This window comes from Xylella fastidiosa (genome assembly GCF_011801475.1).
In the GTDB taxonomy this organism is placed as follows: Bacteria; Pseudomonadota; Gammaproteobacteria; order Xanthomonadales; family Xanthomonadaceae; genus Xylella; species Xylella fastidiosa.
The window spans coordinates 233,237-258,096 of the sequence record NZ_CP044352.1 but is presented as its reverse complement, the minus strand read 5'-3'; the positions used below and the strand labels follow the sequence as shown (position 1 = coordinate 258,096).

Here is a 24,860-nt window from a genome sequence, read left to right as displayed (position 1 = left end):
CTCCCAAAAAGAACACACGCTTTCAGTGCATGAAACGTCAATTGATTGCTGATCCGTATATATGATGACTCCGAATGTCACACGCACAACCATTCACGACACACGCTCCCAGCACTTTGGAATTTACAGGAAGGTTTAGTATCGACAACATCGCCGGCAGCCGAATCCCAGTGCAACCACAGCAACGTTGTCATCGCTGCTTGACTCACTACATACCTTAAATGAATGGGTCGGCATCACCGACCGGAGATACTTTGTGAAAAACAATATCCTGACTCTGTCGATGTGCATCACACTTGGTGTCATCACTTTAAGCAGTTGCGGCAGCGACACATCACCGCAAACAACGCCGCTGCGCACGGTAAAACTCGAGACGGCTGGAGCTGAAAATCTCGCCAAGACCCAGTTTGTAGCCAGCGTGCGTCAGGAACAACGCGCAGATCTAGCCTTCGAAAACGGCGGGCGGATTGCCGCAATCAACGTCGATGTTGGCGACAAAGTGCGCCATGAACAAGTGCTGGCCCGCCTGGACAGGGAGCCAGTGCGGCTAAAACTGCAACAAGCAGAAGCCACTTTACGTGCTGCCACCGCACAGTTGCACGAACGCCAGACTCAGCTGAATCAGCAGCAAGCGATGTTTAAAGAAGCGATGGTTTCTCAGGCTGCGCTCACCAGCGCACAAGTCGCATTAGACGCTGCGCAAGCCGATCTGCACGTAGCCGAGTCCAATCACGCATTAGCTAAACGCGCACTGCGCCAAAGCGAACTGCGTGCACCATTCGATGGAAGTGTCGTCGCACGTCTCTTGCAACCACAGGCTGATACTGCACCAGGTCAAACGGTGTTGCAGATCGAAGGACGGGGGCGTCTACAAGCAGTAGCCACCCTGCCAGCCGAGATTGCCCAGGCACTGAGTCCAGACAAGGTGATCCAGGGAAATCGCACCGATACACCGCAAGCAAGCATCTCACTGCGCCTGCGCAGTGTGTCTCCACGCTTGGAAAGCGGTGCCAGCCTGCAAGCAATCTTCGATGTGACAGAGACAACGACTCCGCTGCACAGTGGCGACACGCTGTTATTGGCACTGTCTGCCACCGCAACGCCGGCACTGTCGGTGCCGCTGCCCGCAGTGATACCGGGCTTGAACGGCAACAGTGGAATCGTGTTTGTCTATCAACCTAAAACCGGGGTGGTGTTACGCCGCGATGTCACACTCGGAATGATCGAAGGTGAGCGGATGCAGATCCGCTCCGGACTCAAGCCCGGAGAACAGGTTGTGGTTGCCGGGGCAGCGTTCCTCAGCGACGGTCAAAAAGTGCTGCCGTTCCGTTCCAGCTCGCGTTTGAGTACTGGAGACAGCCGATGAAGATTACGCACGTAGCAATGAGTGCCAACCGGCTGACTCTATTCACCGCAGTGTTGCTACTGATCGCCGGTATCGCCACCTTTCTCAACTTCCCCTCGCAAGAGGAACCTTCGGTCACGGTACGCGATACGCTGATATCAGTGGCGTATCCAGGGATGCCTAGTGAGCAAGTCGAAACGTTATTAGCAAAACCTATCGAGGAACGGCTACGGGAGATTGTCGGTATTAAGAAAATTGTCAGCACCGTACGGCCAGGGAGTGTGCTCATCCAGTTGACCGCCTATGACAATGTCAAAAATTTGGAGACGTTGTGGCTGCGCGTCCGAGCCAAAGTCGCTGAAGCCGGTACAGGGTTACCCACCGGCACGCTGGGTCCGTTTCTCAATGACGACTTTGGCCGCGTGGCAGTCGCTTCCATCGCAATCACGGCACCTGGCTTCAGCATGAGCGAAATGCGTGAGCCATTACGCCGAATGCGCGAACAGTTGTATACGGTGCCTGGTGTGGAACGCGTCACGCTGCACGGTCTACAGGAGGATCAGGTTTACGTTGCGTTTGACCGCGCCAGACTGGTCGAGGCCGGGTTAACTCCGGCAGCAGTGATCCAGCAATTGCAAGCACAAAATGTCGTTGCACCTGGAGGACTCGTCTCCGCGTCCGGGATGGCGCTAACTGTCGCTACCAGCGGTGAAGTGGGTAGTGTCGATGAGTTGCGCCGCTTTTTGGTGTCGGTACCTGGTTCTTCCAGTACACGCGAAGTGCCATTAAGTCAGATCGCGCAAGTACAGGTGATGCCTGCGGATCCACCGCAAACGGCAGCGGTGTATCAGGGACAATCGGCCGTAGTGTTGGCAGTATCAATGACCAGAGGACGCAATATTTCAGAGTTCGGCAACACACTACGTGCTGCACTTGAAGAAACCAGTCAACTGCTACCGATAGGGTTCCAACAGCACGTGGTGACCTTCCAAGCCGATGTGGTCGACCGTGAAATGGGCAAGATGCATCGTGTCATGGGCGAAACGGTGCTCATCGTGATGGCTGTGGTGATGTTGTTCTTGGGGTGGCGCACTGGTCTGATTGTTGGAGCCATCGTGCCGCTGACTGTTCTCAGTGCGCTGATCATCATGCGCGCAATCAATATCGAACTGCATACCGTCTCGATTGCTGCAATCATTATGGCCCTGGGTCTGTTGGTGGATAACGCGATTGTCATCGCTGAGGACATTGAGCGCCGTCTTGCCATTGGCGAGGATCGACGCCATGCCTGCATCGAAGCAGGACGCACGCTGTCTATCCCATTGTTGACATCATCGCTAGTGATTGTGCTGGCTTTTTCTCCTTTCTTCTTTGGTGAAACTGCAACAAATGAGTACTTGCGTCCGCTAGTCATCGTGTTAGCGATTACTTTGCTCAGTTCCTGGTTGCTTAGCATCACCATCATTCCATTGCTGTGCTTGTACTTCGCCAAGGCGCATCGTGCGCCCACCGAGGATCAAGGACATAATCTTTACGATTCGGCGTTTTATCGTAGTTACCGGGCAATCATCAGCCGCGTGCTGGAGCACAAGGTGCTGTTCATCGGTAGCATGCTGGCATTGCTCGCCGTGGCCGTCATCGTCATCACCTTGATTCCGTATAGCTTCCTGCCTAAATCCGATCGTTTGCAATTCCAAATGCCCATCACGCTGCAACCCGGCAGCGATTCACGGCAAACGCTCGACACCGTCCAACAAATAAGCCGTTGGTTCGCTGAAAAACAGATTAATCCGGAGGTGGTAGACAGCATCGGTTACGTCGCCGACGGTGGCCCGCGTATTGTGCTTGGTCTGAATCCACCGCTGCCGGCACCCAATGTTGCCTACTTCACCATCAGTGTGCATCCAGGCACTGACATTGATGCAGTGATCGCACGCACCCGCAAGCACATGCACAATGCGTTCCCATATGTGCGTGCTGAACCCAAACGATTTTCGTTGGGAGCAAACGAAGCGGGCGTTGTGATCTACCGCATCGTCGGACCGGATGAAGCCGTGCTGCGTCAATCTGCTAAGCAAATCAGCGAGGCTCTAAGCGCGTTGCCAGGCACGTATGACATTTATAACGATTGGCAGGCACGTGTACCACGTTATATCGTGCATGTGGATCAGTTGAAGGCACGCCGTGCCGGGATCAGCAGTGAAGAGATTGCTCAGGCTCTACAAATGCGCTACAGCGGTGTGAACGCTTCGCTGATCCGCGATGATGGGGTTGCCGCACCGATCGTATTGCGTGGCAATGCAATGGAGCGCACCGCGCAGGGGAATCCAGGCGACACGCTGGTGTACTCTCAAACACAGGGCACGCCGCTGCCGTTATCAGCAATCGCAAAAATAGAGAATGATACTGAACCCTCTACGCTGATGCGCCGCAATCTCAACCGCACGATCACGATTATCGGACATAACGCGGGAATGACCGCAGGCGAAATTGTGCAGGCACTGGCACCCAAGGTTGCCTCACTCAAGCTTCCGCCTGGTTATCGTATTGAGCTTGGTGGCGAGATCGAAGATGCCGCACAAGCCAATCAAGCATTGTTGCAGTTCATGCCGCATGCATTAGTGGCAATCCTGCTGCTGTTTATCTTGCAATTCAATTCGTTCCGTAAATTATTCATCGTCGTAGCCAGCATTCCATTTGTGCTGATCGGTGCAGCGACAGCACTGCTGATCACCGCGCATCCTTTTGGCTTTATCGCCACCTTCGGGCTGCTCGCGTTAGCCGGCATCATTGTCAATAACGCTGTATTGTTATTGGAACGCATTGAAGTCGAACTCGCCGATGGCTTACCGCGTCGGGAAGCCGTGGTGTCTGCAGCGGTCAAACGTCTGCGACCCATTGTGATGACCAAGCTGACCTGCATTGTTGGTTTGGTACCACTGATGTTGTTCGGTGGTCCTCTATGGACTGGGATGGCGATCACTATGATCGGTGGTTTGGCACTAGGTACGCTGGTGACTTTGGGGTTGATCCCAAGTCTGTATGACATGCTCTTCGGTTTAAGCTTTAGAAAAAGAAACGTTGTGGAAACATCGGGGTGAACGTGTCAGTCATCATAACGCGCGTGACTGGCAGCTGTTGCTGGTCACGTGTCTGGCTGATATGAACATCTGAAAGTTTGTGTGCGATAACCAAACTGAGTTGGCAAAGCGTATTTTCTATCTCGAAAGAACAAGAAGAAGGCTGATTTTGAGCCTTGCCACTTCCGCAAGTCCACTTTAGACAAGGCCCAAACAACAATCCAGAATTGAGGAAATCAATTTACCTAAAACGGGATAAGGGCTGCACGCGTGTGCTTATAGGCGATGATGATGCATTAGGGAACAAGCATGCATCCAAAACCGATGAAAGCTCACTGGTGTGAAAGAACAAACCAGGCAGTCTATCGCTGGACGAGAAAGACATGACGATGTGCCGCATATTGAGAATACCGCTTCTGGACATCCAAGACATCAATAATGCTGTAGGCATTTCGCAGGTCCACCAAATAATAGTGAAGTAACTATTGTGTCAGTGACGACACGAAGCAGTTAGCACGTTGCAGCGATGTAGTCATGATGGCGTCATGCACTTCATTCACGCTAATGCAATCACACGATGTACTCAACGGATAGCGATCTGTGAGGTTTGAATATAGGTATGTAGCGATATGTTCGGTGATGTTTCTCACTTAAAAACACAAGGTAAATATAACGATGGGACAATACAAAAAGATCAGGGAAACATTTCTCCAGCTATGGCTTTGAGAAATCTCACGCTGCTGCATAGGCGCTGGTCAGCGATCAAACCACTTGGCTATCGTTACCAGACTAATCAACAGCACGCACAGTTTTTCGTGCACTCAGGATTCAAGAGGAACAAAGTGACGGTGCACAATCACAAGTCAAGTGGTGTATTTGCTCTATTCATGCCATGCCTTTTCGATATTCAACGTGGCAATCAAGCGATCCCTTCATGCAATGCAGTGCTATATGAGAGCTGACTCTCAGGCTCTAAATAGCAACCAAGATGGCTAAGCAGGCAGTGATATTTGGCTGCAGACTGAATCAAACAATGCCAGCAATACAGGAGAAAACGACTCACCTAACACCATCACAATTAAGACTATTGCTATCCCTTAAGTAGGTTGATGGCACTGCTCTATTTATTACTGCAATGATATGTTTAAGGGAAACATCAGCAGTAATCATGGGTGCTGATGAAGTCGACAAGCAACTTCACCAGCGACACTGATTTTGAACATCCAGTGATCAATCATACCCTTGGGTCACTGAGTCACTGCAATCAAAGAACACACAGAAGTAGCTTAGCGGACTGCAGAAAGTGCTTTGGCAACCACTTCACGTAGCGGAGTAGTCGGCCGTCCGATAAGAGTACTAAGTTGATGACTGTCATCGAAGAGTGCGCCCTGGGAGGCACCAATATCAGACTGTGCCAGAATTGCAGCAAAGCTCTCCGGCAACCCTACTTGCATCAAGATTGCAGCGTACTCAGCTTCGGGTAAATCGCGGTAAATCACCGGCTTCCCAGACTGTTGTGCAATCTCGGCAGCGTACTCTGGCATGGTAAATGCCTCATCACCAGCCAATTCATAGGTACGTCCGGCTTGATCGACATCAGAAGCCAATATAGCCGCAGCCGCAGCCGCATAATCGGCGCGTGTAGCCGCAGCAATGCGGCCTGTACCAGCACTACCAAGGACGGCCCCATGAACCAACGCTGCTCCTATAGAATCAGTGTAGTTCTCGGTATACCAACCATTACGCAATAGGACGTAAGGTATTCCCGATCCTTTCAATAACGCTTCGGTTTGCACGTGATCCTTGGCCAGCAACAATGACGAGTTATCGGCATGTAACAAGCTGGTGTAAGCAAACAAACCAACACCAGCACGTGCCGCGGCTTCAATCACGTTGCGGTGTTGCACCAAACGTTGATCAATGACATTAGAGGACACCAGCAAGAGACGTTCGACCCCCTGAAAGGCAGCCTCTATGCTGATCTGATCTGTGTAATCCAATAGGCGTGTTTCAACACCACGTCTACTAAACGCCATTAATGCCTTTGGATCACGTGCCGCGGCGATTAAATGAGATGCATGTATCTTTTTTAGCAATTCTTCTATCACTAAAGCGCCAAGTTGGCCGCTGGTACCAGTCACAAGGATGCGGGAAATAGTTCGGGTCATGCTAAAGTGCTAAGAGGATATTTCAAAATATCACGTTTATTGTCGAGACTATGATTTTTTCGCAAGAAGAAATTTTTACAGTCAAGGTAATTTTTTTAGGCCCCCATCATGAATATGTTTGCTTCTATCGCTTCCTCAGCCCCTCCACCTGGATGGGAAAATCTCCCGTTCGACGCGACAAAATGCCCAGTGCGCGATGTACTGGATCATATAGGCGATAAGTGGTCGCTCCTGATTTTATTAACTCTAGTGCCCGGACCAACACGTTTCAGCGCTATCCAGCGTGCCGTACCTGACATCTCCAAACGGATGCTCACGCAAACTCTACGGCATCTTGAGCGTAATGGAATGATTGGTCGCACAGTCTATCCAACCAAACCACCAAGAGTAGAGTATGCGCTCGCACCTCTAGGCGAAAGTCTGTTGGTACCTGTGATGCATTTACTTAAATGGGCAAGCACACACCATGACGAAGTGCGCAGTGCACGCGACCGTTTCGATCACGCGCAACAAGGTGGCCTGGCAATAGCCAGCCGGATTTAAAGCATCACCTGCGCTCTATCCAAAAGAGGTTATCAATCGGTGTTGTAAGCAGATGATGGCAACGAGTAATGCGCTGCCATACATGCATAAACCTTATATGAATTCATTTTCTGCACTATCCAGAGGACATCAGGTAGAAAGTCATATGCTGGCAACCTCTTCCTCCACTGCTTTGATCGAAAGACGGATTCGACCTTGCTTATCAACTTCTAAGACCTTCACACGAACCACATCGCCTTCCTTCAGCTTGTCGCCAACACGCTCCACACGCTCGCTGGATATCTGGGAAACGTGCACTAAACCATCTTTTCCAGGCAAAATAGTCACAAAAGCGCCAAAATCCATAATCTTAGCAACCTTGCCCTCATAAATCCGACCCGGCTCAACATCCGAGGTAATTTGCTCAATACGACGCTTAGCCTCCCGGGCTGCAGCATTGTTGACTGAAGCGATAACGATCGTACCATCGTCCTGAATATCGATCTGTGTTCCAGTCTCCTTAGTGATCGCCTGGATGGTCGAACCACCTTTACCAATGACATCGCGGATTTTGTCAGGATGAATCTTAATCGTCAGCAGGCGAGGAGCGTAGTCGGACAACTCGGCACGCGGTGCAGCCAGTGCCTTGTCCATCTCGCCAAGGATATGCAGACGTCCAACTTTAGCCTGCTGTAGAGCCTGCCTCATAATCTCTTCTGTTATGCCTTCGATCTTAATGTCCATCTGTAACGCGGACACTCCTTCGGAGGTACCAGCAACCTTGAAATCCATATCGCCAAGGTGATCTTCGTCACCGAGAATGTCGCTCAACACAACAAAGCGCTCCCCTTCCTTGACTAAGCCCATCGCAATGCCAGCCACTGGTGCTTTCACCGGCACACCAGCATCCATGAGCGCCAGCGAGGAACCGCACACCGAAGCCATAGATGAGGAACCGTTCGATTCGGTGATCTCAGAGACAACACGGATCGTGTATGGGAATTCATCCAAACTCGGCATCACAGCCAACACCCCGCGCCTAGCAAGACGGCCGTGACCGATCTCACGGCGCTTCGGTACTCCAAAACGGCCACATTCGCCCACTGAATATGGCGGGAAGTTGTAATGGAATAAAAAATTTTCCTTATATTCACCAGTGACTGCATCAATTACTTGGCCATCGCGCGCTGTACCCAAAGTAGTGACTACAATCGCTTGAGTCTCTCCACGTGTAAATAACCCGGAACCATGAACACGCGGCAGAACCCCAACCTTTACGGTGATCGGGCGTACAGCTTCCAGAGAGCGTCCATCAATGCGGACTTTAGTGTCCAACAGTGCATCACGCATAGTACGGTATTCCAGTTCACCGAATTCCTTTAACAATTCCGCCAAGTTCCAGCCCTCAACTTCAAGACGGCCAGCCAACTGCTGAATCACATCATCTTTAACAGCAGCGATCGCGTCGCGACGCTGCAACTTGTCTCTGATATGGAAAGCGTCGGACAAGCGACCACCAATTACTTTCTTCAACGCAATGACCAAAGCATCATTCTTGGCCGGGGGCACCCAATCAGACGGCTGCGTACAAGCTTCTGCGGTCAGTGAATCAATCACCTGAATCACTTTTTGCATTTCGCGATGACCGAAAATAACCGCCCCTAACATTACTTCTTCGGAAAGCAATGCAGCCTCAGACTCAACCATCAGCACGGCATTGGCAGTACCAGCGACAACAAGCTCCAACTGAGATTTTTTCAGTTCACTGACAGTGGGATTGAGGATATATTGACCATCATTGTAACCAACCTTAGCAGCACCAATCGGTCCCTTAAACGGAATACCAGCCAGTGATAATGCAGCTGAAGCACCAATCATTGCGGGAATATCACCGTCGATTTCCGGATCGAGTGACATAACCATAGCGATAATCTGAACTTCGTTCTTGTAATCTTCAGGAAACAACGGACGGATCGGACGGTCAATCAATCGAGAAATCAACGTTTCTTTTTCGGTGGCACGGCCTTCACGCTTAAAGAAGCTACCCGGGATCCGCCCACCGGCATAGAACTTCTCCTGATAATCAACCGTCAATGGGAAAAAATCCTGCCCCTCTCGCGCAGTTTTTGCAGCAACAACAGTGACCAGAAGCACAGTGTCATCCATCTTGACGATAACAGCTCCACTCGCCTGACGGGCGACTTCGCCGGTTTCCAGGGTCACGGTATGCTTGCCATACTGGAAGGTTTTGGTGATTTTTGCCACGAGAGTTTCCTTAGGATGATGCTTTATAAACGGATCAACTATGCTGAGTGTTTGCAAATAACGCGGTTATGAGGATTTACAATCCCTTGAAGTAGAGTGCGAATCCAAACACAACCACGGCACGTCTCTGATCCACGGCGAAGGCGAAAATCTCAGCGGCGCAAGCCGAGTTTTTCTATCAACAACTTATAACGTTCGTTTTCCTTTTTATTAAGGTAATCAAGCAAACTACGACGTCGATTAACCATCTGTAAAAGACCACGGCGACTATGATGGTCTTTCTTATGAATTTTGAAGTGCTTGGTCAGTAACTCAATACGAGCCGTCAACAGTGCAACCTGCACTTCTGGGGACCCCGTATCATGGGCACTGCGCTTATTGTTCTCGATAATGCTCTGAGTATCGATCGACATAGTGGGTTCTCTAAAAAGACGCGGAGTTGGCAGAGATGCTGGGTTAAAGACGCATACCACCTAACTCGCCGTTTGCTGAAAGGACGCGCTTATAGCGCAAGATACCTAATGTAAGGCAGTGAAATTGTATCGGTCCAAAAAGTTCGGCACAAGCTGATAGTTTTTAAAAAATCCAGATTCAAAGATTGAAAAGACGCTGCGGCACCAACAAGCCTTCACTATCCACCTCCCCCAGCCCCGCAGGGATACCATCTCGACTGAACACCGCAACCCGCCCAGTCTGAAAACTATGATCGCGCAAGCGCTGCCCTAGCCTGAAGCAAGCTAGACGCTGGGCATCAAGTTCCAGCGCTGGGAAACCGGCTAATCCTTCAACCAATGGCAATAACAGAGAATCAGGATCTCTCCCTGCACTCAATGCCTGCTCCAATGCATCCAACGTCAACATCTTCGGTATCTGAAATGGAGCGACCCAACGACGGCGCAATGCATTGATATGTGCGCCGCAGCCCAAGATTTCGCCCAAATCACGAACTAGGCTACGAATATATGTACCCGAACCGCAAGTCACACGTAATTGTAATCGCGGCGTAGCCAAAAAAAGCAATTCGATCGCATGCACCTCAACCTCACGTACCGGGGCATTGACCACTTCACCACGCCGAGCTTTAGCATATAAAGGTTCACCCCCCTGTTTGAGAGCAGAATAGATTGGGGCACGTTGCCTAATCCGACCAATCAATTGAGGTATAAGAGCATCAACCATTTCGGCATCTAACGTCGGCACAGGGCGCGTAAGTAATACAGCCCCTTCAGCATCATCCGTCGTCGTCGTGGTGCCGAGTAGCACGTCAGCGTCGTATGCCTTGGTAGAATCCAGTAGCAAACCAGCGATTTTGGTGGCTTCTCCAAAACACAGCGGCAACAATCCAGTAGCGAGTGGATCCAAGCTACCAGTATGCCCCCCCTTTTTAGCACGCAATAACCGACGCGCGACCTGTAACGCACTGTTAGAACTTATGCCAGCTGGCTTATCAAGCAGCAAAATACCATCCAAACGACGATAGGAAATGCGAGACATAAGCAAGAAGCATCAAACACGGGAAGAACGAACAAATACAGCATACTATGGACAAAGGATCAACACCTTGAATTGGTTATTTCACCAATACAAGGTTTAACCAGATTCATCTTTTTCCGCATCAGCAGGTGGTATCAGGTCGCGCAATAATGTATCAATGCGTTCACCACGATCCAAAGAATCATCGTAATGGAAGTGCAATTCAGGCACGAAACGCAGTCTCATGGTTTGCGCTAATTGCATACGCAATTCGCGTGCCAATGCTTTCAACCCTGCCACTGCCTCGAATGATCGCTCTGCTTGAAGAGCAGTCACGAACACCTTAGCGTGCGCCATGTCGCGAGTCACCTCAACATCAGAGACACTCATAGAAGGCAGCCCATGATCACGCACAGCGGCCTGGACAAAAGCACCTAAATCGCGGCGGATCTGGACAGAAATACGTTCAGTACGCTGAAATGATTTCTTAGGCACGGGGAAAATTTTATTTTGGAAAGAAACGAAAAATGGCAAGCTGACGGAAATTAGACCTATAAGTAAAGGGACAACAGTTAAAAATAACAGATGCGCACAGGGGTACCGCTTACAACGTACGTGCAACCTCAATACGTTCGAAACACTCTATGCTATCACCAACTCTGACATCATTGTAAGCCTTCACTCCAATGCCACACTCAATACTGTTACGCACCTCGTCAACATTCTCTTTAAAGCGACGCAATGACTCCAATTCACCCTCAAACACAACAGTGTTATCACGGAGCACACGGATTGGTTTGGAACGCTTGACAACACCCTCAATGATCATGCAACCGGCAACAGCGCCGAACTTGGAGCTCCGGAACACATCCCGTACCTCGGCAACACCGATGATCTCCTCACGAATCTCAACCCCAAGCAAACCAGAAGCGACCTGCTTCACCTGATCAATAACATCGTAAATGATAGAGAAATAACGCAAATCTACGCCATTCACCTCAATGATCTTACGAGCAGATGCATCGGCACGGACATTGAAGCCAATCACAGTAGCCTTAGAGGTCACGGCAGAGTTGGCATCCGACTCAGTAATACCTCCAACACCAACATGAATTACATTAATTCTAATATCGTCGTTTGACAGTGCGACCAATGCCTGTTTAAGCGCTTCTAGCGAACCTTGAACGTCGGCCTTAATCAACAAGTTAAGCACTTGCTGATTCTCGCCTTTACCCATCTGAGCCAAGATGTCTTCCATGCGATTGCCAGCAGAAGTAACTAGACGAGACTCACGGCGCTTAGCCTCGCGCTGCTGCGCTACATCTTTAGCAAGACGTTCATCATCAACAACTACGAAATCGTCTCCAGCATCAGGCACACCAGACAATCCCAGCACCTGTACAGGAATTGATGGAGATGCAGCAAGTGGTTGGTGACCAACTTCATCGAACAGAGCACGCACACGACCATAATGAGTACCGCATACCAAGTAATCACCCTTTTTCAGACGTCCCTGCTGCACCAATACCGTTGCTACCGGACCACGTCCTTTGTCTAGCGAAGACTCGATCACAGTACCGGTCGCACGACCTTCAATCACAGCCTTTAGCTCCAACACCTCGGCTTGAATCGAAATTGCGTCCAACAACGCATCAACCCCAACACCAGTTTTAGCAGACAACTCGACAAACTGCGTGTCTCCACCAAATTCCTCGGCTACGACGCTCTCGGTTAACAACTCGTTTTTTACACGCTGCGGGTCAGCAGTAGACTTATCAATTTTGCTGACAGCTACAATAAGCGGCACACCAGCCGCCCTAGCATGTTGTACTGCCTCCTTGGTCTGTGGCATCACACCATCATCGGCAGCAACCACGAGCACCACAATATCCGTGATTTTGGCACCGCGCGCGCGCATTGAGGTGAAGGCGGCGTGGCCAGGCGTATCCAAAAAGCTGATCACTCCACGCGGGGTCTCCACATGGTAAGCACCGATGTGCTGAGTGATGCCACCAGCCTCCCCCACTGCAATTTTGGTACGACGAATGTAATCAAGCAACGAAGTTTTACCGTGGTCAACATGCCCCATGATCGTCACCACAGGTGGACGCGGAACCGGCTCACCATGCAATTCCTCGGTATGGGCCAGTAAAGCATCCTCAAAATCACTGCTGCTAGCACGAGTCACCTTGTGACCCAGTTCCTCGCTTACCAGTACTGCAGTGTCATGATCAATGGTCTGCGTGATTGTCACCATCACGCCCATCTTAAACAACGCCTTCACCATATCACCACTTTTCAGCGCGAGCTTCTGAGCCAAATCAGCTACGGTGATGGTGTCTCCGACAGCGACTTCACGCACCACTGCAACAGTAGGACGCTCGAAACCATGAGCACCACTAGAACGAATACTGTTCTCGTTACCTCGATGAGTAGCGCTACGGTGAGAACCACCTCCTTTGCCTCGTGTGTTGCTACCACGGCGAGCACGTTCAGCAGCCGTCAGGTGCATTTGACCAGCAAAACGGCGTGCAGAATCATCCTCGTCCGAAACAATCACATGCGAACCACGAGCCTTATGCCGCACCCCACCATTGCTATTACGGTCATCCGAACGCGATACGGAAGGGCGCGCAGCAGGTGTTGGCCGGACTGTTCGTGGCAACGCACGCGTGCGCTCCTCAGAGATTGGTTTAGACACCGGTTTGACGGAATTGGAATCTGTCTTGACAAGAATCTCCTCAACTACGCGACTTTCAGTCTTCTGGCGCTCAAGCTCGGCCTGTTCTTCTTCACGGCGCTTTCGCTCCTGCTCCTCAACACGCTGACGGTCAACTTCAGCTAAACGCTGCTGCTCAGCAAGATTTCGCTGGCGTGATTCTTCAAGTTTACGCAATATTTCAACGCGCTCGGCATCAGCCAGCTCTATGGGTGGTTTTGTCGGCGTATGATATTCGCTCTCGGGGGGCTTCACATAAGTGCGCTTTTGGCGCACTTCCACGTTTACCGTAGTCTTGTTGCGGCCAGCATTAACGGTCACTTCTTGTAGCCGACGCCGATTAAGCGTGATCTTTTTCGGTGCCTCACGGACAGTCCCAACCGACACATCAGACTTACCATGTGTGCGGCGTAAGAACCCGAGCAGCTTCATCTTTTCAGTGCTGGTCACGACCTGGTCGGGACCACTGAACTTCATACCAGCCCCAGCCAACTGCTCTAGCAGTTTCTCAACCGGCGTGTTGACCAGCTCGGCAAGCTTACGAATAGTGGTTTGCTGCGACATTCGGTTCCTATGATCAGTTGGACGCCCCCTCGCCCAACGCAAGGGAAGCGCAAATTTTAAGCCCTGAACAGGTCAAGGCGTTGTTCATTGTCGACTCATTCGCCACGTTCCAAACGAGCAATTTCCTCGGCACGAGCAGCAAGTATCAATACAGCTGCACGCTGTACGGTCATGCCTTGAATATCAAACTCGACGATCTCGTCAGCAGCCAAATCTGAAAGGTCCTCGCTAGTACGCACTCCATGAGCAGCAAGCGCGTGCGCAGTGATCTCGTCCATACCATTGAGCTCCAATAAATCCGGCGCTGGACCAGAATGTTCCAAAACCTCCTCTTCGGCCAAGGCTGCATTCAGTAACGCATCACGTGCCCGAGCACGGAGCTCCTCAACAATATCCTCATCGAAACCTTCCACTGCCAGGAGCTCACCGACAGGAACATAAGCGATTTCCTCTATAGTGTTAAATCCTTCCATAACCAGAATGGATGCAATCTCCTCATCCACTTCCAAGCGGTCCATAAACAGTCGACGGGCGGCAAGCTGCTCGGCTTCCGACTTGGCAGCAACCTGTTCGGCGGTCATCACATTCAATTGCCAACCCGTCAAGCGACTCGCCAAACGTACATTCTGGCCGCCTTTACCAATCGCCTGGGCCAAACGATCCTCAGCAACAGCTAAATCCATCGAGTGCCTCTCCTCATCAACAATGATCGACTGCACCTCAGCGGGAGCCATCGCATTGATAACAAAGTTAGCCGGATTTTCGTTCCACAATACAATATCTACACGCTCGCCGTTAAGTTCGTTGGAGACAGCCTGCACACGCGATCCACGCATACCTATGCAAGCACCGATCGGATCAGTGCGATTATCATGCGCAATCACGGCAATTTTTGCCCTGTCGCCAGGATCACGAGCACACCCTTTGATCTCGACCAAACCCTGACCAACCTCAGGGACTTCCAATTTAAACAATTCGATCATAAACTCTGGAGCAGAGCGACTAATGAAGAGCTGCGGGCCACGTGACTCAGAACGCACCTCAGCCAAGTAACCACGCACACGATCTCCAGGACGTATTACATCTCGCGGGATACCCTTGTCCTTAGGGATAAAAGCCTCCGTACCTCCACCTAAATCGACATAGATATTACCGCGTTCAACACGCTTGACTACGCCAGTTACTAACTCGCCAACACGATTTTTCCACGCATCAACAACCTGCTGACGTTCAGCCTCACGCACACGTTGCACAATCACTTGTTTAGCGGCCTGTGCAGAGATACGGCCAAAATCCGGATTCTCAATCTGCTCTTCAATGTAATCACCAACCTCTACACCATCAGCTTCATCAAGCGCATCCATGAGACGAATCTGGCGTTCAGGCGATTCCATCACCACATCATCAGCGACAACCTCCCAACGGCGGTAAGTCTCATAGTTGCCGTTCTTTTGATCGATCGTGACACGCGTTAGAATGTCACGATCTTGATAGCGCTTCTTCGCCGCCGACGCCAACGCAACCTCAATGGCATCAAAGATGATCTGGCGTGGAACACCCTTTTCGTTAGCGACCACATCAACTACCAATAAAAGTTCCTTGCTCATCTGATCACTCCACGCACGGCTTGCCGTGCCGCCGACTCGTTGGATGGTTTTTTGCTGCCTTGACTCATTTTTTTCGTGTCATGCTTACTTTTTTCTAGCGGCGCCAAGCCTAGCGCGCTCCAGTCAGGGACAATCCGAGCCTTATCAATATTGTTAAAATCCACAGCCAGCTCAACACCATTGACAAGCAAGACAACAAAACCACCCACTTGTTCAACACGCACAATCTTTCCCTGCAAGCGACGAGATCCATGCTGTTGCAACTTCAATCCAACCTTAACAAGGTGGTTATGGTGACGGGCAAATTGCTCCAGTGTGAAAAGTCGGCGATCCAAACCTGGAGAGGACACTTCCAACGTGTAATTGCCGCTGATAGGTTCTTCAAGGTCTAAATACGCCGATACCTCACGGCTCACGCGCTCACAATCATCAATGCTTACCATGCACTCTGGCTGCATAGCAAACGGGATATCAATGTATAGTCGCAAAATAGCGCCACTTGGCACAAGAAGATACTCAGCACCAAGCAGGTCGAACCCAAGCATCTCGACCTTTGGCGCCAACAGATTCACAATTTCAATGCCTTTGTCACTCACAGATTGCCTTAATCCAATTGAATTACTACGTCCTGCTGAAAAATGATGCACACATCACTGATGATACAAAAATAGCAAAGGGCCACTCGGGCCCATTGCACAAAAATCCGACATACAAATAACGATACGATGGAGATGACAAAAATAATTATCATCCAACGTAAACAACTACTAGACGACTACTAGACGTTCTAAACATCTAAAATCAGCTTTTAGCTCCTTGCTCCACCAGAAATATTTTAATCACCTTCATTCAGTGAACTTTAATTTAAGGAAGAGTGGCTTTATTTATTAACGAAACACAGAGGCGACCCAAAGAAGAAAGCCAAAACAGAACAGCACTAGCACCGATTCCGTTAAGTATATGCAAATAAAATAAAAGTCCGAAGTAATGAAAGCATCACATCAACATGCCCTTAAAGGTCAAAATGATACAAACTAATACCACAAACTTATTATTGAGATAAAACCAACAAGCTACCTACCACATATAGCCATACTACGAACCCAACAAACAAGCCACTTAGATAACTGAGCAACATACAAGAACACACATAGAAACATAAATCGCGAAGAAAACAAACTCACCGAGAAATCATCCAAAACAACACTGCTGTTAAAAATGGTAGCGGGGGCAGGATTTGAACCTGCGACCTTCGGGTTATGAGCCCGACGAGCTGCCAGACTGCTCCACCCCGCAGCAGGATTCTAATTATGAAGAATCAAACGGAAAATTACAAGCAATTACTGTGTAAGTCATACCAAGCATAACACCCCCAAAGAAAGCATGATTTACAACAAAAAATGCAATTCTGGAGTCATGCACTTAAACCTAAGGGAGCAGCAATAAACGATTAAAGATTTTGGAGAACACAAATTCACCCCCCCACTACCCATAACTTTCATGACAAAGTCTGCACTAGATACTTTCGACATCCGTCATGGGAAATCTGAAAAACACTTGATACGCTCAAACAGATGCTTAACCATGCTTTTCTGTCCTTATGTATAACAACATGCCATGAACTGCTTCTACGATAAAAATCAACCATCGCCCGAAGCATCCACTACTAACAAAGAACCTCAAGATTAAACCACTTGAAATAATTCCGAACATTTGCAATCAACTATTTCTAATCCATCGGATAGCATGTTGTTGCCTGCAAACGACATTGTTGTGATAAATGTGTGATGTGTTGGACTTGCCTCACACCCACAAGACATCATTTCACCACTATCGGGAAACCCACATATACAGCAGACGTTAGAGTGGTCGAACACCGTTGGAGAGTCGCGCCACGGAAAGCTTGTTTGAGCCATTTATCGTACTACTTGGAGCAATCAGCAACGATTGACTGCGGGTTAGAACCTGAGACGGGCGTTATCTGAAAAAAACTCCTTACAAACTGCTTATTGGCATGCATACTGGATCGAACCTTCAAAACACTCCAGCAAACACAGAGCGTGTAGATCAATAACCAGGCTGTATCATTGAATAGCACACAACACGAAAGCGTATCCGGACGTCACCGGCATATTCTGTAGCGAATGGAACACCACCTCCCAAAGACGCGTGGAATCGGCGCGCTTTCCGCTATCGTATAAATAAGCTCGTGATACATCGAAGAATTGCGGGCGGACCAAGGAATTCGGATCGCAGAATGACGCATTGCACGTACTCACGAACTGCATCAATAAAAGCAACCAGAGTGGCAAACTGATGCTTAACTTAGACTTCATTCCTAATCATAACGTCGCTACAACACTCAACCACGCAAACGCAGCAACACCGCACGCGTTACTGGATCCGCCACTTCAACACTCTCCCCCTTTAATGCAGGTAGTAATTGAACGGCTAAATGCTTTCCCAACTCCACACCAAACTGATCAAACGCATTAATACCCCAAATCACTGACTGCACATACACACTATGCTCATACATCGCAATCAATCCCCCCAATGCCTGTGGAGTCAATGCATCAAGCAAAATCAACGTACTCGGATTCCCTCCTGGATAAACACGATGCGGATTATCGCTAAGCTGGCCGTTCGCTAACACTTCAATCTGAGCCAGCAAGTTGGCATTCAAAGCAAAATGATTCTCAGTGTACAGATCATCATTGCGGATCGTACCGATAAAGTCAGCAGGTACGATATTTGTCCCCTGATGCAGCGCCTGGAAAAAACTATGCTGCACATCAGTCCCCACGCCACCCCACCAAACTGGAACAGTATCCCTATCCACTGGCGTTCCGTCGCACTTAACCCGCTTACCCAAACTTTCCATCACCAGTTGCTGCAAGTAGGTAGGGAGCAATGCCAAGCGCTGGTCATAAGCCATCACCGCATACGTGGCGCAACCAAGGAAGTTACGGTTCCACACCGCAGTTAACCCATGCAACACCGCAACATTTTCTTCTAACGGCACCCTCAGGGCATACGCATCAAACTCAGCCGCACCAGCCAGCAACTCCTCAAAACGTTGAGAACCAATCGCCAACGCAATCGGGAAACCAACTGCTGACCATAAAGAATAGCGTCCACCCACCCAATCCCAGATTGGCAAAACCTGCGTGGGTACAATGTCGAACGCATTAGCGGCCCGTTCCGGATTAGCAGTGACCGCATATAAGCGCTCACTGCCGCCTAACCAATCGTACAAAATACGACCGTTGAGCAACGTCTCCTGCGTACCAAAGGTCTTGGAGATGAGAATGCCTGCCGTACGTGATGGATCCAACATATCCAGAGTACGCCGCATAGCAGCGCCATCAACATTAGAGACAAAATGGACTCGGAAACGTCCTTGGGAAATCGGACGCAACGCATCAACTACTAAACGTGGCCCAAGATCCGAGCCCCCAATGCCAACACTAACAATATCGGTCACCTCACTGGCATCCAGCCCGGCAATCAACGCATACATTCGCTCGCGCACTTTAGCAGCCGCCGTGTAAGCAGCAACCGCCACCGAAGTACCACTAAGATCACCGCGCAGCGCAGTATGCAGCACGGCACGCCCCTCGGTCACATTGACCTGCTCCCCACAAAACATGCGCTGGAACGCACCAGTCACATTATGGTTTCGCGCCAATGCAAACAGTGCTTCCAACGCCACACAGTCATACTTCTGCCGAGCAAAGTTGAAATACAACGGACCAACTTGTCTGGCATATTGCTCTGGTCTTTTTAGCTCAGCAGCCAACAGATCTGGAATTGTCACCCCACGCAAGCGATTGGCATGAAGCTGCAAAGCATCGAACCCATTGTGCATGTGTCATGCGACCTGTGTAGGAATACTGTGGTTGGTATGAGTCATCGCATTGGCAGCATTGACGTATACCAAATTCGGTCTGAAAACTGCTGCCTCGTCCTCACTCATTTGTGCAAACGCAGCAACGATCACCAAATCTCCAACCTGCACGTAACGCGCAGCACCCCCATTCACTGAAATGATGCCACTGCCATGCTCGGCACGTATTGCATAAGTAGTGAAACGGGCACCATTCGTCACATTCCAGATGTGGACTTTCTCAAACTCATAGAGACCGGCAGCCTCCAACAGTAGTCCGTCTATTGCGATAGACCCTTCATAGTTGAGTTCAGAATGACTGACGGTAGCACGGTGGATCTTAGCTTTAAGCAAGGACAGTTGCATGGGAAACACAGCAAAGTAGGGAAAGTGATTGTAGCCAATGACAGACATCTACCGGTGGTAACAATTAATTCGGAACGAATAATCAGAACTCAAGATTATCGATCAGGCGGGTGTTGCCTAAACGTGCAGCAACAAGTGCAATACCCTGACTGATAACAATGCCGTCAATCGGCTCGCATAGATCAGGCAATCGGATAACCGCATAATCAACCTGGAACCCAGCCGCTTCCAAACGCCGAACCGCTTCAGCTTCGACATCTGCGTGTACACCACCTGACATCACAGCATCGCGCATTGCTATCAACGTACGATGAATCTCCGCAGCCTGCGGTCGTTGCTGCATTGATAGATACTGATTACGGGAACTCATCGCCAATCCATCGGACTCACGCACGATACAGCCACCAAGAATCTCAATGGGAAACGCTAAATCAACCACCATCTGCCGGATCACCACCAATTGCTGATAGTCCTTCTTTCCGAACACAGCAACATCCGGCAGCACCTGATTGAACAGCCGTGCCACCACTGTACAAACACCCTCAAAGTGTCCAGGACGGAACGTCCCCTCCAGCACATCACTCACACACGGAATAAACAGACGTACAGTCCGCTCAGTGCCCAACGGGTACATCGTCTCCACACTAGGCAACCACAAGACATCGCAACCCACATGTTCCAAACCGCGCATGTCTGCCTCGGGTGTTCGCGGATAACGCTGAAAATCTTCGTGGGGACCAAACTGCGTCGGATTGACAAACACACTTGACACTACCCGATCAGCATAATGACGAGCCAACATAACCAATGAAAAATGGCCAGCATGCAAATTACCCATGGTAGGCACCAGAGCGACCCGCAAGCCCTGACGCCTCCAGTCAGCAACAATCCCCCGTAGCCTGGACAGATCAGTAACGGTATCAATCACGATGTGTAAGTATGCTCGACATCTGGAAACGAACCATCTCGAACCGCATTCGCATAAGCGCGAACCGCGCCAGCAACCGATCCCCCATGAGCGAGAAAATCTTTAACGAATTTCGGTCGAGGGTGACCGCTATCTAGACCAAGGAGATCATGCAGCACCAGCACTTGGCCATCACAACCAGCACCGGCACCGATACCAATCGTCGGCACCGATGCATCGGTAGTGATCTGCGCTGCCAACTGCGACGGCACACACTCCAATAGCAAGAGAGTAGCCCCAGCCTCCACCGCCGCACGTGCCTCGGCACGCAAACGCCCCCCAGCCTCCTCACCACGTCCTTGCACCTTATAACCTCCAAAACGCAGTACCGATTGCGGAGTCAGCCCCAAGTGTGAACACACCGGAATCTCACGCTCAACCAAGTAACTAATCACCTCAAGCTTGTGCCCAGCACCTTCGATTTTGATCATCTGTGCCCCCACTCGCAGCAATGCAGTGGCAGCCTCTAGCGCACGTTCCGGCGACGCATCAGCCTGAAATGGCAAATCAACCACAAGCATTGCATGACGTACCCCCCGAGCCACACACGCAGTGTGGTACACCATGTCATGCACACTCACCGGAAGAGTCGAGTCATGGCCCTGTACCACCATTCCCAACGAATCGCCAACAAGGATTAGGTCTACGCCGTTTGCGTCAAGAATACGAGCAAACCCAGCATCATAAGCAGTCAACATCACGATTTTAGAACCGTTTCGCTTGGCCTCCGCCAAAGCAGGCACCGTCCAAGGTTTGCTATTGGTATATATGCTCATAAATTCATGAAAATCTAACCAGTGAACATTATCTACCTGATTGGTACCAAGCCCAAGGTATCCATATGCTCCAATAGCTCACATACCATCCCATGACGAGGAAGCACCAACTCCGCAGCAATTTCGGCCAAAGGCACCACTACAAAAGTGCGCTCATGTAGATGAGGATGAGGCACCCTCAGTCGCGGCAGATCCAAAACATGCTCCCCATAAAGCAACAAATCCAGATCAAGTGTACGCGGCCCCCAACGGTCGCCGGGAAGACGCACTCTCCCATGGAGACATTCCACCTCCAACAATGCATCCAACAAGGCTAAAGGCGCTAACCTTGTTTCCAACGCTGCAACCGCATTAACAAACTCCGCCTGATCCTGACGTCCCCAGGGAGGGGTGCGATACAAACTGGAAGCAATGCGTAGACGGGTGAACGGCAACTGATCCAACGCAGCAATTGCGGCTCGCAACGTCATCTCAGCCGGGCCGAGATTGGCGCCCAACCCAACATAAGCCACCACATTGCCACTGGTCACTCTACTTGACCACCTTGGCATTACCGCTGACGCGACACACCCACTTCCTCCGATTCAAACCGCACAGCATCAATGGCTGACGCCAGAGAGTCTTCAGAAGGCTACTGTTGTGCAACACGCCAAAACTCCACGTCTGCAGCATGCTCAGCAGAAGCCGCCAAACGCACTACCAGGAAATCGAAGGCAGCACGAAAACGCGGATGTTCCAGAAGCCGTAAGACACGCTTAGGTTGGCGTGAAATAAAACGGTTTTGCAACAACCAAATCTCTTGCATCGGCAAAGAAAAGCGGCGCGGCAAAGCGACACGCTCAAGATGATGCAACGTCACCCGATCAGCTGCACGACGTTGTGCCTCCTCTGGCTGCACACCCTGCAATTGCAACGTGACCAACGCATGGCAAAAACCAGGCCATAACAACAATGCGAACAAGAATGCCGGGGACACTGGTTCATCTTTAATCACCCGCTTATCAGTACTGTGCAGCCCTTCGATCAATACCCGCCGCAATGCACCACTACGGTTAGCACGCAATGCCTTAGCGCTCTCGGGAAACAACACATCAATCAGACCAAAATCCTCTAAGGCCTCGAAACTGACCACAGCATGTCCTGAGAGAAATAGCTTGAGCACTTCCTCAAACAAACGGGCTGGCGCCACGTCAGCCAACAATCCAGCCATACGTGAAATTGGTTCGGCAGTACCAGCCTCAATCTCGAAACCGAGCTTCGCTGCTAAACGCACCGCACGCAGCATGCGCACTGGATCTTCCTGATAACGTCGCACTGGATCGCCAATCAATCTCATCAGCCGAGACTGGACATCCTCAAAACCACCGACGTAGTCACGTACTGAAAAATCTTCGATAGTGTAGTAAAGCGCGTTACAGGTGAAATCGCGACGGGTCGCATCGTCCTCAATCGTACCGTAGACGTTGTCACACACTAAACGGCCATTCTCCAGCTCACGATCACCACTTCCATCATCACTATTGGCACGGAAGGTAGCGACCTCAATAATCTCGCGCCCGAAAACCACATGCGCCAAACGAAAGCGGCGACCGATTAAACGACAACTCCTGAACAACTGCTTGATCTGCTCAGGTGTTGCATCGGTAGCCAAGTCGAAATCTTTGGGATGACCGCCTACCAACAAATCACGAACCGCACCGCCAACCAAATACGCACCAAAACCTGCCTCACGCAGGCGGTACAACACCCGCAACGCATTCGGACTAATGTCCTTACGTGAAATCGTATGGTGTCCACGCGGTACGATGCAAAGCATGAACTAATAGTGCCCCTAAAGATGAGTTGCCTTCAGGCGAAGGCGCTTTTATATTAACGGGCCTTTATCGAACTGACCAACGCTCCCTTCGTCTAGCGGTTAGGACATGGCCCTCTCAAGGCTAAAACAGGGGTTCGAGCCCCCTAGGGAGCGCCAGTTTTTGGCTTTAAACACACATTCAACCTCAGTGATATCCCCATAACCCTTGCAACAACTCCAACAACCCTAGGTAGAGTAGCCACAAGGTGTGCACTACCCTTCCCATGACAGTGACCGCTAAACTGCCCTTCCACAGCCCACCTTCACAAATGAAGCCATGTAGAAAATCATTAAGGACGGCGCTCCAATGACTCCAGGTCTTTCGCCTTCGGCAGCAAATCTTGCTTACTGACCTTTAAAGGGCCAATGGTTAACAATGGCACCGCCATAACCACTGAAGACACCACCACAATCACCGCACCAGCCATATGGGTTTCAGCCAACCCCTCCATTGAGCGGCCGCCGTACAAGTACAACGCAAACGCCGACAGAAAGAACATGACCGCCGTAATCACCGTACGAGATAGCGTCTGATTGATCGAACGATTCAACACCTCTAACGGCTCCACACGCAGGCTACGGAAGTTCTCACGCACACGGTCAAACACCACAATGATGTCATTGATCGCAAAACCCATCACAGACAACAAGCCAGCCAGAACAGTCAAGTCGAACTCCCGACCAAGCAGCGACATATAAGCGATCGTCAAAATCAGATCGAAGAACGCCGTTAGACTGGCTGCAACCGCAAACTTCCACTCAAACCGAAACCCGATATAAATCAAAAAACCCAACAGCATAAAGATCGTTGCGTATACACCATTCATCGCGAGATCTTTTCCCACCTGTGGACCAACGAATTCCCCAGGCTGTACAGTTGCCGGATTATCCGGCAACGTAATCACTTTGCGCACAGCTTCGGCAGCGTTTTTGGCCACATCATCGTTATTATGCTCGCCATACGGCTGCAAACGGATCAGCAACTCGTTGCCACCCCCGACGCTCTGTACCTGTGCATTCCCTAAACCACCAACCTCCAGCCGCTGACGCACCTGATCGGCATCCACAGGCTTGGCGAACTGAGTACGCACTAGCGTGCCGCCGGTAAATTCCAGCGCATAGTTAAATCCCTTAAAAACGACAACCAAGACTGATATTGCAAAAAGTATCGACATCAAACTCAACGTCGGTTTACGCCAGCGCATGAAGTCGATCTTGGTGTCGTTCGGAATGAGATGCAGCGGGAATAATTTCATAATGTTGT

The 24,860-nt window shown here is 50.3% G+C and carries 19 protein-coding genes and 2 tRNA genes; 5 read left to right on the top strand and 16 right to left on the bottom strand.

Going from position 1 to position 24,860, the window contains the following annotated elements:
* Positions 1-283 precede the first annotated feature (283 nt).
* From F7G16_RS01035 to F7G16_RS01025, 3 genes are all read left to right on the top strand, one after another.
* A complete protein-coding gene (locus F7G16_RS01035) occupies positions 284-1,366 on the top strand; it encodes an efflux RND transporter periplasmic adaptor subunit (protein ID WP_004572943.1) in 1,083 nt (360 codons plus the stop codon).
* Complete coding sequence (locus F7G16_RS01030; RefSeq protein ID WP_011097539.1) at positions 1,363-4,446, top strand: efflux RND transporter permease subunit; 3,084 nt, start codon at positions 1,363-1,365, stop codon at positions 4,444-4,446. Before F7G16_RS01035 ends, F7G16_RS01030 begins: the two co-directional genes overlap by 4 nt.
* Before the next feature lie 608 nt (positions 4,447-5,054).
* A complete protein-coding gene (locus F7G16_RS01025) occupies positions 5,055-5,387 on the top strand; it encodes a hypothetical protein (protein WP_004572945.1) in 333 nt (110 codons plus the stop codon).
* 324 nt (positions 5,388-5,711) lie between these two features.
* On the opposite strand, the gene F7G16_RS01020 is transcribed toward F7G16_RS01025, so the two are convergent.
* Entirely contained in the window at positions 5,712-6,593 is an 882-nt protein-coding gene (locus F7G16_RS01020) for an SDR family oxidoreductase (protein ID WP_004572946.1), read from the bottom strand.
* A 108-nt stretch (positions 6,594-6,701) separates the two neighbouring features.
* Here F7G16_RS01020 and F7G16_RS01015 point away from each other — a divergent pair, with 108 nt between their 5' ends.
* Positions 6,702-7,136, top strand: a complete 435-nt coding sequence (locus F7G16_RS01015) for a winged helix-turn-helix transcriptional regulator (protein ID WP_004572947.1) — start codon at positions 6,702-6,704, stop codon at positions 7,134-7,136.
* Between the two features lie 141 nt (positions 7,137-7,277).
* Here F7G16_RS01015 and pnp read toward each other — a convergent pair whose 3' ends face one another.
* The 14 genes from pnp to pcnB all read right to left on the bottom strand — a co-directional run bounded on the left by pnp (position 7,278) and on the right by pcnB (position 23,557).
* The gene (pnp, locus tag F7G16_RS01010) at positions 7,278-9,380 is read right to left on the bottom strand and encodes a polyribonucleotide nucleotidyltransferase (protein WP_012382430.1); all 2,103 of its coding nucleotides are present in this window, start codon (positions 9,378-9,380) and stop codon (positions 7,278-7,280) included.
* A gap of 152 nt (positions 9,381-9,532) precedes the next feature.
* Positions 9,533-9,793 (bottom strand): 30S ribosomal protein S15, encoded by a 261-nt coding sequence (gene rpsO / locus F7G16_RS01005; protein WP_004572949.1) that lies wholly within the window; start codon positions 9,791-9,793, stop codon positions 9,533-9,535.
* 178 nt (positions 9,794-9,971) lie between these two features.
* The gene (truB, locus tag F7G16_RS01000) at positions 9,972-10,874 is read right to left on the bottom strand and encodes a tRNA pseudouridine(55) synthase TruB (RefSeq protein WP_012382429.1); all 903 of its coding nucleotides are present in this window, start codon (positions 10,872-10,874) and stop codon (positions 9,972-9,974) included.
* Positions 10,875-10,970: 96 nt separating this feature from the next.
* Positions 10,971-11,348 carry a 30S ribosome-binding factor RbfA gene (gene rbfA, locus F7G16_RS00995; RefSeq protein WP_004572951.1) on the bottom strand — a complete coding sequence of 126 codons (378 nt, stop codon included), beginning with the start codon at positions 11,346-11,348 and terminating at the stop codon, positions 10,971-10,973.
* A gap of 109 nt (positions 11,349-11,457) precedes the next feature.
* Positions 11,458-14,136 carry a translation initiation factor IF-2 gene (gene infB / locus F7G16_RS00990; protein ID WP_004572952.1) on the bottom strand — a complete coding sequence of 893 codons (2,679 nt, stop codon included), beginning with the start codon at positions 14,134-14,136 and terminating at the stop codon, positions 11,458-11,460.
* Between the two features lie 95 nt (positions 14,137-14,231).
* The gene (gene nusA / locus F7G16_RS00985) at positions 14,232-15,743 is read right to left on the bottom strand and encodes a transcription termination factor NusA (RefSeq protein ID WP_004572953.1); all 1,512 of its coding nucleotides are present in this window, start codon (positions 15,741-15,743) and stop codon (positions 14,232-14,234) included.
* Entirely contained in the window at positions 15,740-16,339 is a 600-nt protein-coding gene (gene rimP / locus F7G16_RS00980) for a ribosome maturation factor RimP (protein WP_012382428.1), read from the bottom strand. The genes nusA and rimP overlap by 4 nt, the downstream gene beginning before the upstream one ends.
* A gap of 623 nt (positions 16,340-16,962) precedes the next feature.
* Positions 16,963-17,039 (bottom strand) — tRNA-Met (locus F7G16_RS00975).
* A 1,066-nt stretch (positions 17,040-18,105) separates the two neighbouring features.
* On the bottom strand, positions 18,106-19,614 hold the full coding sequence (gene pgi / locus F7G16_RS00970; RefSeq protein WP_004572957.1) for a glucose-6-phosphate isomerase: 1,509 nt from the start codon (positions 19,612-19,614) through the stop codon (positions 18,106-18,108).
* A 3-nt stretch (positions 19,615-19,617) separates the two neighbouring features.
* A complete protein-coding gene (gene panD, locus F7G16_RS00965; RefSeq protein ID WP_011097535.1) occupies positions 19,618-19,998 on the bottom strand; it encodes an aspartate 1-decarboxylase in 381 nt (126 codons plus the stop codon).
* A gap of 82 nt (positions 19,999-20,080) precedes the next feature.
* Positions 20,081-20,926, bottom strand: a complete 846-nt coding sequence (gene panC, locus F7G16_RS00960; RefSeq protein ID WP_011097534.1) for a pantoate--beta-alanine ligase — start codon at positions 20,924-20,926, stop codon at positions 20,081-20,083.
* Positions 20,923-21,741 carry a 3-methyl-2-oxobutanoate hydroxymethyltransferase gene (gene panB, locus F7G16_RS00955; RefSeq protein ID WP_004572960.1) on the bottom strand — a complete coding sequence of 273 codons (819 nt, stop codon included), beginning with the start codon at positions 21,739-21,741 and terminating at the stop codon, positions 20,923-20,925. The genes panC and panB overlap by 4 nt, the downstream gene beginning before the upstream one ends.
* 32 nt (positions 21,742-21,773) lie before the next feature.
* A complete protein-coding gene (gene folK / locus F7G16_RS00950) occupies positions 21,774-22,292 on the bottom strand; it encodes a 2-amino-4-hydroxy-6-hydroxymethyldihydropteridine diphosphokinase (RefSeq protein WP_042466345.1) in 519 nt (172 codons plus the stop codon).
* Positions 22,293-22,372: 80 nt separating this feature from the next.
* Positions 22,373-23,557 (bottom strand): polynucleotide adenylyltransferase PcnB, encoded by a 1,185-nt coding sequence (pcnB, locus tag F7G16_RS00945; RefSeq protein WP_004572962.1) that lies wholly within the window; start codon positions 23,555-23,557, stop codon positions 22,373-22,375.
* An 81-nt stretch (positions 23,558-23,638) separates the two neighbouring features.
* On the opposite strand from pcnB, the gene F7G16_RS00940 reads away from it, so the two are divergent.
* Positions 23,639-23,713 (top strand) — tRNA-Glu (locus F7G16_RS00940).
* Positions 23,714-23,886: 173 nt separating this feature from the next.
* Here the strand turns inward: F7G16_RS00940 and secF are convergent.
* Entirely contained in the window at positions 23,887-24,852 is a 966-nt protein-coding gene (gene secF / locus F7G16_RS00935; RefSeq protein WP_004572963.1) for a protein translocase subunit SecF, read from the bottom strand.
* Positions 24,853-24,860 lie beyond the last annotated feature (8 nt).